This is a genomic window from Streptomyces hyderabadensis, from assembly GCF_020404845.1.
GTDB lineage: Bacteria > Actinomycetota > Actinomycetes > Streptomycetales > Streptomycetaceae > Streptomyces > Streptomyces hyderabadensis.
The window spans coordinates 1-15,481 of the sequence record NZ_JAIOJZ010000062.1; the positions used below are offsets into that span (position 1 = coordinate 1).

The 15,481-nt window shown below is 72.2% G+C and carries 11 protein-coding genes; 10 read left to right on the forward strand and 1 reads right to left on the reverse strand.

Annotation, left to right across the window (positions count from 1 at the left end; genetic code table 11):
- Positions 1 to 296 precede the first annotated feature (296 nt).
- From K7854_RS32130 to K7854_RS32165, 8 genes are all read left to right on the forward strand, one after another.
- On the forward strand, positions 297 to 1,376 hold the full coding sequence (locus K7854_RS32130) for a DUF1996 domain-containing protein (RefSeq protein WP_226030080.1): 1,080 nt from the start codon (positions 297 to 299) through the stop codon (positions 1,374 to 1,376).
- 129 nt (positions 1,377 to 1,505) lie between these two features.
- The gene (locus K7854_RS32135; RefSeq protein WP_226030081.1) at positions 1,506 to 3,275 is read left to right on the forward strand and encodes a discoidin domain-containing protein; all 1,770 of its coding nucleotides are present in this window, start codon (positions 1,506 to 1,508) and stop codon (positions 3,273 to 3,275) included.
- Between the two features lie 35 nt (positions 3,276 to 3,310).
- On the forward strand, positions 3,311 to 5,869 hold the full coding sequence (locus K7854_RS32140) for a glycoside hydrolase family 3 C-terminal domain-containing protein (RefSeq protein ID WP_226030082.1): 2,559 nt from the start codon (positions 3,311 to 3,313) through the stop codon (positions 5,867 to 5,869).
- Positions 5,870 to 5,921: 52 nt separating this feature from the next.
- Positions 5,922 to 6,962: a LacI family DNA-binding transcriptional regulator gene (locus K7854_RS32145; RefSeq protein ID WP_226030083.1), complete on the forward strand. Its 1,041-nt coding sequence runs from the start codon at positions 5,922 to 5,924 to the stop codon at positions 6,960 to 6,962.
- A 283-nt stretch (positions 6,963 to 7,245) separates the two neighbouring features.
- Entirely contained in the window at positions 7,246 to 8,562 is a 1,317-nt protein-coding gene (locus tag K7854_RS32150; RefSeq protein WP_226030084.1) for an ABC transporter substrate-binding protein, read from the forward strand.
- 61 nt (positions 8,563 to 8,623) lie between these two features.
- Positions 8,624 to 9,652 (forward strand): carbohydrate ABC transporter permease, encoded by a 1,029-nt coding sequence (locus K7854_RS32155; protein ID WP_226030085.1) that lies wholly within the window; start codon positions 8,624 to 8,626, stop codon positions 9,650 to 9,652.
- Between the two features lie 7 nt (positions 9,653 to 9,659).
- The gene (locus K7854_RS32160) at positions 9,660 to 10,499 is read left to right on the forward strand and encodes a carbohydrate ABC transporter permease (protein ID WP_226030109.1); all 840 of its coding nucleotides are present in this window, start codon (positions 9,660 to 9,662) and stop codon (positions 10,497 to 10,499) included.
- A 44-nt stretch (positions 10,500 to 10,543) separates the two neighbouring features.
- Positions 10,544 to 11,902: a GH1 family beta-glucosidase gene (locus tag K7854_RS32165; RefSeq protein ID WP_226030086.1), complete on the forward strand. Its 1,359-nt coding sequence runs from the start codon at positions 10,544 to 10,546 to the stop codon at positions 11,900 to 11,902.
- A gap of 31 nt (positions 11,903 to 11,933) precedes the next feature.
- Here K7854_RS32165 and K7854_RS32170 read toward each other — a convergent pair whose 3' ends face one another.
- Positions 11,934 to 12,752, reverse strand: coding sequence for an SAM-dependent methyltransferase (locus tag K7854_RS32170; RefSeq protein WP_226030087.1), 819 nt, complete (start codon positions 12,750 to 12,752; stop codon positions 11,934 to 11,936).
- 162 nt (positions 12,753 to 12,914) lie between these two features.
- Here K7854_RS32170 and K7854_RS32175 point away from each other — a divergent pair, with 162 nt between their 5' ends.
- Positions 12,915 to 13,700 carry an SAM-dependent methyltransferase gene (locus K7854_RS32175; protein ID WP_226030088.1) on the forward strand — a complete coding sequence of 262 codons (786 nt, stop codon included), beginning with the start codon at positions 12,915 to 12,917 and terminating at the stop codon, positions 13,698 to 13,700.
- A gap of 131 nt (positions 13,701 to 13,831) precedes the next feature.
- Entirely contained in the window at positions 13,832 to 15,469 is a 1,638-nt protein-coding gene (locus K7854_RS32180) for a phosphodiester glycosidase family protein (RefSeq protein ID WP_226030089.1), read from the forward strand.
- Positions 15,470 to 15,481: the final 12 nt, after the last annotated feature.

Below are 15,481 nucleotides of genomic sequence, written 5' to 3' on the forward strand. Positions count from 1 at the left end.
GTGGGGGGAGGCGTGGGGGAAGGGGGCATGCGGGCGGCTCTCCTTGTTCGGAAAGTGAACGAAGTGGGGGTGGGGGAGCGCTCTCTGGGTGTGCATGCTTCATCCGTCCGCCATGGGGCGTCAAGAGTCGCGACCGTTTCTCGTGCGCCGCGTTCAACAAGTAGGGCCAGAGCGAGTGTTGAGCCAGGCGCACCGTCCCTTCTGTCGAATCCCTTGACACCCTCTCCCGCGCCCTCAACACTCCGACTCGGGAGAGCGCTCTCCGAGAATTTCTCCGACCTTCTCAGGAGGTCTCCATGCCACGGAGATCGAAAGTTCTGTCCGGCACCCTCGTCGCGAGCGCGTTACTGCTGACCTCGATCGGCATCGGCACGGTCGCCGCCAACGCGGACACCCCCGCCACCGCCTCGGCCCCCGCCGCGCACTCCGGCCACACCATGGCGGTCTCGACCGCCGCCTCGCCCGAAGACCCGGACGGCGACGGCTACATCCCCGCGAACCCGCCGGTCACCGGTGTCACGCCGTCCACGAAGGAGCCGCCGCACCGCTACTTCCACGAGTTCCAGGCCAACTGCGCGGTCAGCCACACGGCGCCGGACGACCCGATCGTCTACGCGCAGCAGCCCGGCAAGTCGCACGACCACACCTTCATGGGCAACACGACGACCGACGCGTACAGCACCACCGCCTCGCTCGACGCCGGCTCCACCACCTGTCTGGCGCCCGGGGACCGCTCGGGCTACTGGATGCCGACCATGTACGACGGCGACCGCCCGGTCCTCCCGGTCGGCCCGCAGACCATCTACTACAAGGCCGGCGTCACCGACTACACCAGCGTGCGCCCCTTCCCGAAGGGCCTGCGCTACGTCGTGGCCAGCCCCATGCAGAGCGCCCAGGAGTTCCGCGACCACCCCGGCTTCGTCGAGGGCTGGGAGTGCGGCGACAGCTTCTTCAACGTCGATTTCCCGGCCGACTGCCCCGAACGCCAGGACGTCCAGGTCAACATCCGCTTCCAGGCGCCCAGTTGCTGGGACGGCAAGTACCTTGACACACCGGACCACAAGAGCCACATGGCGTATCCGGTCGTCAACCCGGGGACCAACAACAACATCTGCCCGGCCGACCACCCGGTCGCCCTGCCGATGATCGAGTTCAAGATGGCCTTCCCGGTCAACGGCGACCTCTCCCGGGTGCGACTGGCCAGTGGGGCGAGCTACTCCTTCCACTACGACTTCTTCAACGCCTGGGACGAGCCGACCCTCGCCGCCATGGTCGGCCACTGCATCGTCGGCGCTCTGCAGTGCGACGCGCGCGGCTACGACCAGACCCACCCCGAGGCCGGAGCGGCGCTCAACGAGGACTACGAACTGCCCTGACCCGGACCGCTGTTCTGCCTCGCCCCGGAACGGCCCGGCCGTCCGGCCCCGGCGACGGCCGGGCCGCATCCTCCCCCCTCCCCCATACGCCACGGACGTGGACACCCCGCAGACCGGAGACACACCCCGATGAGCCGACCCCGCACCCCCACCAGCGGACTCACCCCCGCCCGCAGACTCACCGCACCCCTGACCGCCGGGCTGCTCACGCTCGGCGCGCTCACCGCCCTGCCCGCCGCGCAGGCGCACGCCGCTGGCAGCGTCGTGAAGGTCACCGGCGGCCAGGGCGACTGGCAACTGACCGTGGACGGCAGCCCGTACACGGTCAAGGGCCTGACCTGGGGACCGTCCCCCGCCGACGCCGACCGGTACCTGCCCGACCTGGCATCCATGGGCGTCAACACCATCCGCACCTGGGGCACCGACGCGAGCAGCCGCCCGCTGCTCGACTCCGCCGCCGCGCACGGCGTCAAGGTCATCGCGGGCTTCTGGCTCCAGCCCGGCGGCGGTCCGGGCAGCGGCGGCTGCGTCGACTACCTCACCGACACCGCGTACAAGGACCAGATGCTGGCCGAGTTCCCGCGCTGGGTCCAGGAGTACAAGGACCACCCCGGCGTGCTGATGTGGAACGTCGGCAACGAGTCGGTGCTCGGCCTGCAGAACTGCTACGCCGGCGACGAGCTGGAGCGCCAGCGCGACGCCTACACCACCTTCGTCAACGACGTCGCCGAGAAGATCCACGCCGTCGACCCGAACCACCCGGTGACCTCCACCGACGCCTGGGTCGGCGCCTGGCCCTACTACCAGAAGAACGCCCCCGACCTGGACCTGTACGCCGTCAACTCCTACGACGCCGTCTGCGACGTCCGGGCCGCCTGGGAACAGGGCGGCTACACCAAGCCGTACATCGTCACCGAGTCCGGACCGGCCGGCGAGTGGGAGGTGCCGGACGACGCGAACGGCGTACCGAAGGAGCCCACCGACCAGGCCAAGGCGCAGGGCTACACCGACGCGTGGAACTGCGTCACCGGGCACCGCGGCGTCGCCCTGGGCGCGACCCTGTTCCACTACGGCACCGAGTACGACTTCGGCGGCATCTGGTTCAACCTGCTGCCCGCGGGACAGAAACGGCTGTCCTACTACGCCGTGAAGCGGGCCTACGGCGGTGACACCTCGCACGACAACACCCCGCCCGTGGTCTCCGGCTTCGGCGTCGAGGGCGACGCGGGCCAGGTGCAGGCCGGCAAGGACCTGGTCCTCACCGTGCGCGCCACCGACCCGGACGGCGACCCGATCGCGTACGAGGTGCTGGCCAACAGCAACTACATCGACCAGAGCAAGCAGCTGACCCCGCTCCCCGTGACCGACCTCGGCGGCGGACGCCTCAGGGTCACCGCCCCCGACCGGCCCGGCGTCTGGAAGCTGTACGTCAAGGCCACCGACGGCAAGGGCAACGTCGGCGTCGAGACCCTCTCGGCGCGGGTGGTGCCGCCCGCCGTGGACGGCACCAACGTCGCCCTGGGCAGACCGGCCACCGCCTCCTCCTTCCAGCCCAGTTACGGCGACTGCCCCTGCACCGCCGCCAACGCCGTGGACGGCGACCCGGACACCCGGTGGGCCAGCGACTGGAGCGACCCGCAGTGGATCCAGGTGGACCTCGGCGCGCGCACCGCGTTCCGGCACGTCCAGCTGTACTGGGAGGCCTCCTACGCCAAGGCCTACACCGTCCAGGCCTCCGACGACGGACAGAACTGGCGGACCGTCTCCACCGTGACGGACGGCAACGGCGGCGTCGACACCCTCGATGCCTCCGGGACCGGCCGCTACGTACGCGTCAACGGCACCGCGCGCGGCACGGGGTACGGCTACTCGCTGTACGAGTTCGGCGTCTACAGCTGACGCCGGGGGACGAGCCGGAAGAGGGGGGGACCCGGGTGGGGACGACTGACGACGAGATCGACCGGCTGCTCGGCAAACTGACGCCACGCGCCCGCGCGCTGCTGCTCAGCGGCGCCACGACCTGGCGGACGCGGGCGGAACCGGCCGTGGGCCTGCGGGAGTTGGTGATGTCGGACGGCCCGGCGGGCGTACGGGGCGAGGCCTGGGACGAGCGGAACACCTCGGTCCTGCTGCCCTCCGCCTCGGCACTCGCCGCCACCTGGGACGAGGCCCTGGTCGAGCGCCTCGGCGGCCTGCTCGCCGCCGAGGCCCGGCGCAAGGGCGTGGACGTCCTGCTCGCCCCCACCCTCAACCTGCACCGCAGCCCGCTGGGCGGCCGGCACTTCGAGTGCCTCTCCGAGGACCCGGTGCTGACCGGCCGCATCGGCGCCGCTCTCGTCCGCGGTGTGCAGGCCCACGGCGTGGCCGCCACCGCCAAGCACTTCGTGGCCAACGACTCCGAGACCGACCGCCTCACCGTCGACGTGCGGGTGGGGGAGCGGGCGCTGCGGGAGGTGTACCTCGCGCCCTTCGAGGCGGCGGTGGCCGCGGGGGTCCGGCTCGTCATGGCCGGGTACAACGCGGTCAACGGCACCACCATGACCGCCAGCGCACTGCTCACCGATCCGCTGAAGAGCGAGTGGGGCTTCGACGGCGTCGTCGTCTCCGACTGGGGCGCGGTGCGCGGCACGATCGACACCGCCCGCGCCGGTCTGGACCTCGCCATGCCGGGTCCCGAGGGTGCCTGGGGCGAGACGCTGGCACGCGCGGTGGCCGACGGCGAGGTGCCCGAGGCGGCCGTCGACGACAAGGCACGCCGACTGCTGCGGCTCGCGGCCTGGCTGGGCGCGCTGGGCACGCGCGACGCGTCCCGCTCGGAGGCGCCGTCCGGTGAGGGCTCACCGTGCCCGGGACCGGCGTCGGGCGCGCAGGGCGTACCGAGCCCGAGCCCGGGTCCGGGTCCCGGTACACGGCCGTCCGCACCGCCGGTTCCTTCGGGCACCCGCGACGCCCGGGCCCTGGCCCGCCGGGCCGTTGCCGCCGGCGCCGTCCTGCTGGCCAACAGGGACGTCCTGCCGCTCGATCCGGGGTGCCTCGGGACGGTCGCCGTGATCGGCGGGCACGCCGCGCGGACCCGGACCCAGGGCGGCGGCAGCGCGGGCGTCTACCCGCAGGCCGAGGTGTCCGTCCTGGACGGCATCCGGGACGCCCTGCACGGCCGGGCCCGCGTCGTCCACGTCCCGGGCCCCCGGCCGGACGGCCCCGCACCTCCACTGGACCAGGACGCCTGCACCGACCCGCGCTCCGGCCTGCCCGGCGTGCTGCTGCGGATGCTGGACGCGGACGGCCGCGAACTGTACGCCGAACGGCGCCGCGGCGGGCGTCTGCTGGAGCCGCGCCTGGTGCCGGGCGCGCACACCGTCGAGATCCGCGCCCGGCTGCGTCCCCGCACCGGGGGCTCCTGGACCCTGGGCGTGGCCGGCTTCGGCAGGATGAGCCTGACCCTGGACGGACGCACCCTGCTGGAGGGAGACTTCCCACCCCCCACCGACGACCCGGCGGTGGTGCACGTCAACCCGCCGGCCCAGTACGCCGGCGCCGACCTCGCCGCCGACCGGGACGCCCTGCTGGTGGCCCGCCGGGAGCTGGCACCCGGCACCGGACGGGCGACCGTGGTCGTGGCCGCGCCACCCGCTCCGGACGTGTCGGCATCGCTCGCCGAGGCCGCCCGCGCGGCGGGCGCGGCGGACGCGGCGGTGGTGGTCGTCGGCACCACCGAGCACGGGGAGTCGGAGGGATACGACCGAACCGGCCTGGCGCTCGGCGCCGCCCAGGACGCCCTGGTCCGCGCCGTCGCGGCCGCCAACCCGCGCACCGTCGCCGTCGTCAACAGCGGCGGCCCCGTGGAGCTGCCCTGGCGGGACGAAGCGGGCGCGGTGCTGCTGGCCTGGTTCCCCGGGCAGGAGGGCGGCGCCGGACTCGCCGACGTGCTCTTCGGCCGGGCCGAGCCGGGCGGACGGCTGCCCACCACCTGGCCCGCCGTGCTCGCCGACGCCCCGGTCACCGACACCCGCCCGGACGGCGGACGCCTCGGCTACGACGAGGGCCTGCACCTCGGGTACCGGGGCTGGCTGCGCCACCACCGGCCGCCCGCCTACTGGTTCGGGCACGGGCTCGGCTACACCGCCTGGGCCTACGAGACGCTGACCGTCCCGCCGGTGGCCCGGGCGGGCGACGACCTCACCGTGCGGGTGCGGGTGCGCAACACCGGTGTGCGGGAGGGGCGGGAGGTCGTACAGGTGTACCTGGCCAGGCCCGCGTCCGCGCTCGACCGCCCGGTGCGGTGGCTGGCCGGGTACGCGGCGGTCCGGGCGCGCCCGGGGGAGACGGTGACCGCGCGGGTGCGGGTCCCGGCCCGGTCGCTGTGCCACTGGTCGGTGGCGGAGCGCGCCTGGCGCACGGAGGCGGGGCCCTGCCGGGTTCTGGCCGGGCGGTCGGCGGGGGACGTGCCGCTGGTCGCGGACCTGGAGGTGGTGCGCCCGCCCTCGGCCTGAGGCGGCGGAGAGCGCTCTACCACGTGCCGGACCCGCCGGTTAGGGTGCGGGCATGAGCAGACAGGCCCCGACCCTGGAGGACGTGGCCCGGGAGGCCGGCGTCTCCCGGGCCACCGTCTCCCGGGTGGTCAACGGCGTCCGGAACGTGGACCCGGCCATCCAGGACCTGGTCCGCCGGGCCATCGAACGGACCGGGTACGCGCCCAACCAGGCCGCCAGACAGCTGGTCACCCGGCGCACGACCACTGTCGCCCTGGTGGTGTCGGGCGCGGGCGACGCCTCGGACACGGAGCAGAACGCGTTCGCCGCCCGGGTCTTCGCCGACCCCTTCTTCGGCCGGGTCGTCGGCGGCGTGGTCGGACACCTGCGGCCACGCGGAATGCATCCGGTGCTGATGTTCGCCGAGACGCCCGAGGCCCGGCAGGAGGTCGTCGCCTACCTCAGGCAGGGCGGCGCGGACGGCGCGCTGGTGGTGTCCACGCACCCCGACGACCCGCTGCCCGCGCTGCTCGCCGGTGCCGGACTGCCGGCCGTGCTCTTCGCCCGTCCGGGCCGCCCGGTGCCGCTCAGCTACGTCGACCTGGCCCACCGTGACGGCGGCCGGCTCGCCGCCGAGCACCTGCTGGAGCGCGGGTGCCGCCGGATTGCCACCGTCACCGGGCCGCTGGCGGTCGCGGCCAGCCAGGAGCGCCTGGCCGGGTTCCGCGACACCCTGGCCCGGCACGGGCACCCCTGCGTGCCGGTGGCCGAGGGCGGCTTCACCGTGGACAGCGGCATGGCCGCGATGACGTCACTGCTCGCCGAACACCCGGACACCGACGGCGTGTTCACCGCGAACGACCTGATGGCCCAGGGCGCCGTCCAGGTGCTGCGCGACCACGGTCGCCGGGTTCCGCGGGACGTCGCGGTGGTCGGCTTCGACGACTCCAGCGTGGCCGTCACCTGCCGGCCCCGGCTGACCACCGTACGGCAGCCGGTGGAGGAGATGGCGGCCACGATGGCACGCCTGCTCGACGAGCACATCAAGGGTGCTCGTACGGAACCCACGTCGGTGATCTTCGACCCGGAACTGGTGGTACGGGACTCGGCCTAGCGCCTGCTGCCCATCGGTCCGCCGTCCCGTCGACATACAACCGTTGCAGAACGGTGCCGCGGCGCTCCCGCCGCAGGTCACGGACCGTGTGCCGGCCGGGTTCAGCCGTCCGGACCCTTCCTTCCGTGCCCCCGTGCGACCGCCGACCGTGCGCGAGACCTTGACGCGTCTTTCTCTCGGGGTTTAACTCACGTCCTAAATTAAGCCATGAGGGGCTTCGGGAAGGACACCGCCGAAGCCGCCGTCGGGACTCCCGACCGACTCCCGGAAGGACCCAGGAGCCATGCGCAGCATCAGAGCCGCGGCCGTAGGCGCCGTGACCATGTCTCTCGCACTCGCCGCCACGGCCTGCGGAGGGGGCTCCTCCTCGGGCGGCGGATCCAACGACTCGCCGAAGGAACTCACCTACTGGGCGTCCAACCAGGGCGCCAGCGTCGAGGTCGACAAGAAGGTCCTCCAGCCCGAACTCGACAAGTTCGAGAAGGAGACCGGCATCAAGGTCAAGCTGGAGGTCGTGCCCTGGTCCGACCTGCTGAACCGGATCCTCACCGCCACCACCTCGGGCCAGGGCCCCGACGTCCTGAACATCGGCAACACCTGGAGCGCCTCCCTCCAGGCCACCGGCGCACTGCTGCCCTGGGACGCGAAGAACTTCGAGATGATCGGCGGCAAGGACCGCTTCGTCGACTCCGCGCTCGGTTCCACCGGCGTCGAGGGCCAGGACCCGGCCGCGGTCCCGCTGTACTCGATGGCCTACGCGCTCTACTACAACAAGCAGATGTTCGCCGACGCCGGCATCACCAAGCCCCCGGCCACCTGGGACGAGCTGGTCGCGACCGGCCAGAAGATCTCCAAGGACGGCAAGTGGGGCCTGGGCGCCGAGGGTTCCAACCTGTCCAACAACATCCACCAGGTCTTCGTCCTCGCCAAGCAGCACGGCGCCGACTTCTTCACCGCCGACGGCAAGCCCGACTTCACCTCCGACGGCGCCGTCGCGGCCGTGAAGCAGTACGTCGACCTGATGGCCGAGGACAAGGTCGTCGCGCCCGGCAACGCCGAGTACGCGCAGAACCAGTCCCTCAGCGACTTCGCCAAGGGCAAGACCGCGATGGTGCTCTGGCAGACCGCCTCCGCCACCTTCAAGACCATGGGCATGAAGGACGACGAGTGGGGCGTCGCCCCCGCCCCCGTCCCGTCCGGCACCCCCGGCGCCGGACAGGCCACCAACTCCATGGTCGCCGGGATCAACATGGCCGTCTTCAAGAACAGCGACAACCTCGACGGCGCCACGCAGTTCGTGAAGTTCATGACCAGCGACGCCGAGCAGAAACTCCTCAACAAGGCCTACGGCTCCATCCCGCCGGTCAAGGCCGCCCAGTCCGACCCCGCGTTCAACACCCAGGCCACCGCCGTGCTGCGCGAGACCCTCGCCACCAGCGCCGCGGCCCTGCCCCAGGTGCCCGACGAGTCGCAGTTCGAGACCGCGGTCGGCACCGCCGTCAAGGAGCTGTTCGCCGACGCCGCGAACGGACGCGAGGTGACCACCGGCTCCGTCAAGGAGAAGCTCGCCAAGGCACAGCAGCAGATGCCCAACAAGTGAGCGCCCCGACCTTCGACTTCGAACCGGCCCCACCGACTCCGACACGGACACGGACCTCGCCATGACCACCACGACCGCCTCGGCGCAGCCCGGCGAGCGGACGGTCGGCAAGAGCTCCCCCGGGACGGCGCGCGGACCCCGCCGCCGTCCCGGGCGGATCCGCCGCATCGGCCTGCCCTACCTGCTGCTCCTGCCCGCCCTGCTGCTCGAACTCCTCGTCCACCTGGTGCCGATGGTCATCGGCATCGTGATGAGCTTCAAGGAACTCACCCAGTTCTACATCCGTGACTGGACCACCGCCCCCTGGACCGGCCTCGACAACTTCACCATGTCGGTGGACTTCGACGCCCCCGTCGGCGAGGCACTGCTCCGCTCCTTCCTCGTCACCTGCGCCTTCACGGTCCTCTCCGTCGGCCTGTGCTGGCTGATCGGCACCGCCGCCGCGATCTGCATGCAGGACGCCTTCCGCGGCCGCGGCCTGCTCCGCGCGATCTTCCTGGTGCCGTACGCCCTGCCGGTCTACGCGGCCGTCATCACCTGGGCGTTCATGTTCCAGCACGACAACGGCCTGGTGAACCACGTCCTGCACGACCAACTGGGCCTCACCGACAAGCCCTCGTTCTGGCTGATCGGCGACAACAGCTTCGTCGCGCTGCTCGTCGTGTCGGTGTGGAAGGGCTGGCCGTTCGCCTTCCTCATCGTCATGGCGGGCCTGCAGAACATCCCCAAGGAGCTGTACGAGGCCGCCGCCCTCGACGGCGCCGGCGTCCGGCAGCAGATCCGCCGCATCACCCTGCCGTCGCTGCGTCCCGTGAACCAGGTCCTCGTCCTGGTGCTGTTCCTGTGGACGTTCAACGACTTCAACACGCCGTTCGTCCTGTTCGGCAAGGCGGCGCCGGAGGCCGCCGACCTGATCTCCATCCACATCTACCAGTCGTCGTTCGTCACCTGGAACTTCGGCACCGGCTCCGCGATGTCGGTCCTGCTGCTGCTGTTCCTGCTGCTGGTGACGGGCGTGTACCTGTTCCTGACCTCCAGGACCGCGCGGGCCCCACGCAACCACCAGGAGAGGAAGACGGCCGATGTCTAGGTCCCCGATGGCGGCGCCGCGCTCCTTCACCTGGACCCGCCGCGTCTTCCTCACCCTGCTCACCGGCTTCGTCCTGCTGCCGGTGTACGTCATGGTCTCCAGCTCGCTGAAGCCGCTGGAGGACGTCTCCAGCCGGTTCCACTGGCTGCCGAGCAACCTCACCGTCCGCCCGTACATCGACATCTGGTCGACGGTCCCGCTGGCGAAGTACTTCGTGAACTCGCTGATCGTGGCGGGCGCGGCGACCGTCTGCTCCGTCGTGATCGCGGTCTTCGCCGCCTACGCCGTCAGCCGCTACCAGTTCCGCGGCAAGCGGGTCTTCTCGGTGACCGTCCTGTCCACGCAGATGTTCCCGGGCATCCTCTTCCTGCTGCCGCTGTTCCTGATCTACGTCAACATCGGCAACGCCACCGGCATCGCCCTGTTCGGCTCCCGCGGCGGCCTCATCCTCACCTACCTGACCTTCTCCCTGCCCTTCTCCATCTGGATGCTGATCGGGTACTTCGACTCGGTGCCCCGAGACCTGGACGAGGCGGCCCTCGTCGACGGCTGCGGGCCGCTGCGCGCCCTGTTCAAGGTCGTCGTGCCCGCCGCGGTCCCCGGCATCGTCGCGGTCGCCGTCTACGCCTTCATGACCGCCTGGGGCGAGGTCCTGTTCGCCTCCGTCATGACCAACGACGCCACCCGCACCCTCGCCGTCGGACTCCAGGGCTACTCCACGCAGAACGACGTGTACTGGAACCAGATCATGGCCGCCTCGCTGGTCGTGAGCGTCCCCGTGGTCGCGGGCTTCCTGCTCCTGCAGCGCTACCTGGTGGCGGGCCTGACGGCCGGAGCCGTCAAGTGACCGGTACGCCTCAGCACTCCCACTCCCGACCCGAAAGGACCTTCGTGACCATCGACTTCGCCGCACTCCCGGACGACTTCCTGTGGGGCACGGCCACATCGGCGTACCAGATCGAGGGAGCCGTGGCGGAGGACGGACGTTCGCCGTCGATCTGGGACACCTTCTCGCACACCCCCGGGAAGATCGACAACAACGATCACGGCGACGTCGCCTGCGACCACTACCACCGCACCCGCGAGGACATCGAGCTGATGCGGCGCCTCGGCACCAACGCCTACCGTCTCTCCGTCGCCTGGCCGCGCGTCCTCCCGGGCGGCGACGGCCCGGTCAACGCCAAGGGCCTGGCCTTCTACGACCGGCTGGTCGACGACCTGCTGGCGGCCGGCATCACGCCGTCCGTGACCCTCTACCACTGGGACCTGCCGCAGGTGCTCCAGGACCGGGGCGGCTGGCCCGAGCGCGCGACCGCCGAGCACTTCGCCGCGTACGCCTCCGTCGTCGCCGAACGCCTCGGCGACCGTGTCGGCCACTGGGCCACCCTCAACGAGCCGCTGTGCTCGGCCTGGATCGGCCACCTGGAGGGCAAGATGGCCCCCGGCTGGACCGACCTGACGGCGGCCGTCCGCGCCTCCTACCACCTGCTGCTCGGCCACGGCCTGGCCATGGACGCCATCCGTGCGGCGGCCCCCGGCGCGCAGGTGGGCATCGTCAACAACCTCTCCACCATCCACGCCGCCACCGACCGCGAGGAGGACCTGGCCGCCGCCCGCCGCATGGACGGCCACACCAACCGCTGGTGGCTGGACCCGATCCACGGCCGCGGCTTCCCGGCGGACATGCGCGAGGTCTACGGCGTCGACCTCCCCGAACGCCCCGGCGACATGAACCTCATCGGCGCCGGACTCGACTGGCTGGGCCTGAACTACTACTTCCCCCAGACCGTCGCCGACGACCCGACGGGACCCGCCCCGCACGTCCGCACCGTCCGCCGCGTCGGCGTCCCGCGCACCGGCATGGACTGGGAGATCGACGCCGGCGGCATCGAGGACCTGCTGATGCGCCTGACCGACGAGTACCGTGCCCGGAAGCTGTACGTCACCGAGAACGGCTCGGCCTTCCCCGACGTGGTCCGCCCCGACGGCACCATCGACGACCCCGAACGCCAGGAGTACCTGACGGCCCACCTCGCGGCCTGCGCCTCCGCCGCCCGCAGGGGAGCCCCGCTGGCCGGCTACTTCGCCTGGTCGCTGCTGGACAACTTCGAGTGGGCGTACGGCTACGACAAGCGCTTCGGGCTGGTCCACGTCGACTACGCGACCCAGGTCCGCACCGTCAAGGGCAGCGGACACCACTACGCCGACCTCATCGGCCGGGCGCGGGGGAGGCAGCGCAAGGCCGCCTGAGTCCGTACGCCGTACACCGGCCGCCGGGGCGTCAGGCGCCCTTCCGGGCCACCCCGCCGTAGATGCCGATCGGCGGGGCGTCGGGGCGCCGCGCCTGCTCGGGGCGCCAGTCGGTGACCCGGACCAGCCCCGGCTCGACCATGGTGAAGTCGCCGAACAGGTCGAGGACCGCGGCGTGCGAACGCAGGCTGAGGGACGCGGTGGCGGCGTTGTAGACGGCCGCCGCGTCCTCGCGCCGGTCCTCGTGGACGTCGCCCGTCGCGTGCGACAGGACCAGGTAGGAGCCGTCCGGCAGCGCGTCGCGCAGTGTGGCGACGATGCCCGCCGGGTCCTCCGCCTCGGCGACGAAGTGCACGACCGCCACCAGCAGCAGTGCCACCGGCTGGTCGAAGTCGATGACCGCGCGCACCTCGGGGTGGTCCAGGATCGCGCGGGGGTCGCGCAGGTCCGCCAGGACCACGGCGGTGTCCGGGTCGTCCGACAGGGCCCGGGAGTGGGTGGCGACGATGGGGTCGTTGTCGACGTACGCGACCCGGGTGGCGGGGGCGACGGACCGTGCGATCTGGTGCACGTTGGGCTCGGTGGGCAGGCCCGTGCCCACGTCGAGTATCTGGCGGACGCCGCCCTCGGCCACCACGTGCCGCACCGCGCGGTGCATGAAGTGCCGGTTGGCGAGGACTCCCTCGCGCACCTCGGGCGCCGCCTTCATGAACTGCTCGGCGGCCCGCTGGTCGACCTCGTAGTTGTCCTTCCCGCCGAGGAAGTAGTCGTACATCCGGGCGGGGTGGGGCCTGCTGGTGTCGATCCGGTCGGGATGGGCGGCGTTCTCGCCACCGCTCAGGGAGGTCATGCTGCTCCGGACTCCGTCCTCAACTCGCGGGCCGCCCACGGCACAAGCGTGGTGAGCACCTGATGAGCGCCTGGTGAGTGCCTCTCGGAACATCATCTTGGCATGAGAGCGGAGATAGGGTGGCGTCCTGACGGTGCCGTTCCGCGTACGGAGGAGTGTCCTGTGACCGCCGGTACACCAAGACCCCGCATCGACACCAGCAAGCCGCACCCCGCCCGCGTCTACGACTGGCTGCTGGGCGGCAAGGACAACTACCCCGTCGACCAGCAGGTCGGCGAGACCCTGCCCGCGGAGGCCCGGGGCAACGCGGCCCGGAACCGGGCGTTCATGCACCGCGCGGCGGCCTGGCTGGCGAAGAACGGCGTCGACCAATTCCTCGACATCGGGACCGGCATCCCCACCGAACCCAACCTGCACCAGATCGTGCAGGCGGTCGTACCCGGCGCCCGGATCGTCTACGCGGACAACGACCCGATCGTCCTGCGGCACGCGGAGGCGCTGCTGACCAGCACCCCGGAGGGCGTCACGGACTTCCTCCACGCGGACGTGCGCCGGCCCGGGACGATCCTCGACCGGGCCCGCGAGGCACTGGACTTCGACCGCCCGATCGCCCTCTCCCTGATCGCCCTCCTGCACTTCCTGCCGGACGACGAGGACCCGTACCGTCTCGTGGGCACCCTCGTGGACGCCCTGCCCTCCGGCAGCTACCTGATCCTTTCGCACGGCACCGCCGACCAGCACCCGGAACTGAAGCAGGACACCGAGGCCGCGTACAAGAAGGGCGCCATCCCGCTGCGGATGCGCACCCGGAGCGAGGTCGAGCCCTTCTTCGCCGGACTGCAACTCGTCCCGCCCGGCCTGGTGTTCGCCACCGAGTGGTACCAGGAGGAGCCGGCGCCGGTGCAGGAACGCAGCGGCTTCTACGTGGGCGTCGCGCGGGTCCCCTGAGCCGGGCAGGCCGTGGGGAGGGGGAGCGCCGCGCGCCCACCGGGCCGCCTTGACGCGAGCCGGAACCGGCCGATACTTGTGCGCAGCATGGGTCGGTCGGTGTCCGTGGTCGGCGCGAGGCGGGACGACAGATGAAGAAGAGACTGTGGGCCACGGGTGCCGTGCTCGGCGTCCTCACGACGGCGGCCGCACTCCCACCGGCCGCCGAGGCATCCCCGCACCCGCACGGACATCCGCCGTCGGCCCGTCAGGCGCTGCCCCTGGGCCCCGCCGGCCTCCCCGAGACGCGCACCACGACCACCCTCCAGCCGGGCGTCACCCTGACCCGCATCGTGCGCGGGAACACCGGGGACCCGGCACTCCACTGGACCGTCGAGGTGTCCATCCCCGGCGGCGAGACCTCCCCGGACCCCGACGCGCCGCCGACGGCGCTGAAGGACCGGGCGAGCGCCGACGGACTCGCCGCCGAACTGCGGCGGGACGGCTTCGGAGCCCGGGTGGAGGAGGTGAGGACAGCCAGGACGGCCGACTACGCGGGCGGCAGCCTCGGCTGGCGGGTCCGCATCGGCACCTTCGGCTCGCAGGCCGCCGCGACGGCCGAGCGCACCCGCCTGCGGGCGGCAGGTCACACCGGATCGGCCGTCTACACCGGCTGGGACGGCGGGAGTTCGGACCGCGGCCCGTGGCACGTGGACGTACTCACCGTCGACCCGCGCACGTTCCGCGGCACCCTGGACGCGTCGTACGGCCCCGACCTGGAGAACCGTGAGACGACCAGCGCGCTGTCGGCGTCCGCCGCCGCGACCGCCGCGGTCAACGCGGGGTTCTTCGTCCTCGACCCCGAGGCGGGCGCACCGGGCGACCCGGCCGGCGTGGGCGTGTACGACGGACGCCTGCTGAGCGAACCGGTCGCCGGGCGCCCCGGCCTCGTCCTCCACGACGACGGCCGCCGCACGGAGATCACCCGCCTCACCTGGCGGGGCCGGGTCACCACCCGCGGCGCCTCCCTGCCGCTCGACGGCGTCAACCGCGTGCCCGGCCTGATCAGGAACTGCGGCGGCGCGGGCGACACCCCGACGCCGCTCCCGCTGCACGACGTCACCTGCACCGACCCCGACGAGTTGGTCACCTTCACCCCGGAGTACGGAGCCCGCACACCCGGGGGCGAGGGCGTGGAAGCGGTACTCGACGCCCACGACCGGGTCGTGGAACTGCGTTCACCGCGCGGCGGAACCGTCCCGCCGGGCGGCAGCTCGGTCCAGGCGACAGGCGAACGCGTCGCCGACCTGACCGCCGCGACCCGCGTGGGCGACCGCCTGCGGGTGAGCACGGCCCTGCTGGACTCCCGCGGCCGACGCCTGACCCCCTCCCGCCGCACCGACATCGTGAACGCAGGGCCCGAACTGGTCCGCGACGGCCGTGTTCACGTCACCCCCGCCACCGACGGCATGGTGCATCCCGGCGACCCGAGCTGGTACTACGGCTGGGTCCACAAGCGCAACCCCCGCACCCTGGCCGGAGTGGACGCCGCGGGCCGTACCGTCCTCGTCACCGCGGACGGGCGCAGCACGGACTCGCTCGGCCTCAGCATCGGCGAGAGCGCCGAGGTCGCGAGGTCACTCGGCCTGCGCGACGCGGTCAACCTGGACGGCGGAGGCTCGACGACGCTGGTGGCCGAGGGTGCCGTACTCAACTCCCCCTCGGACGCCGCGGGCGAACGCCCGGTCGGCGACGCGCTGTTGATCCTGCCGCGCCGACACGGCACCTGACCCGGACGCCCG

What these genes read in the sequence shown, in the direction of transcription:
- K7854_RS32180 (WP_226030089.1), top strand. Translation starts at nt 13,832, where the DNA reads ATGAAGAAGAGACTGTGGGCCACGGGTGCCGTGCTCGGCGTCCTCACG.
- K7854_RS32160 (WP_226030109.1), top strand. Translation starts at nt 9,660, where the DNA reads ATGGCGGCGCCGCGCTCCTTCACCTGGACCCGCCGCGTCTTCCTCACC.
- K7854_RS32135 (WP_226030081.1), top strand. Translation starts at nt 1,506, where the DNA reads ATGAGCCGACCCCGCACCCCCACCAGCGGACTCACCCCCGCCCGCAGA.
- K7854_RS32155 (WP_226030085.1), top strand. Translation starts at nt 8,624, where the DNA reads ATGACCACCACGACCGCCTCGGCGCAGCCCGGCGAGCGGACGGTCGGC.
- K7854_RS32170 (WP_226030087.1), bottom strand. Translation starts at nt 12,752, where the DNA reads ATGACCTCCCTGAGCGGTGGCGAGAACGCCGCCCATCCCGACCGGATC.
- K7854_RS32145 (WP_226030083.1), top strand. Translation starts at nt 5,922, where the DNA reads ATGAGCAGACAGGCCCCGACCCTGGAGGACGTGGCCCGGGAGGCCGGC.
- K7854_RS32130 (WP_226030080.1), top strand. Translation starts at nt 297, where the DNA reads ATGCCACGGAGATCGAAAGTTCTGTCCGGCACCCTCGTCGCGAGCGCG.
- K7854_RS32150 (WP_226030084.1), top strand. Translation starts at nt 7,246, where the DNA reads ATGCGCAGCATCAGAGCCGCGGCCGTAGGCGCCGTGACCATGTCTCTC.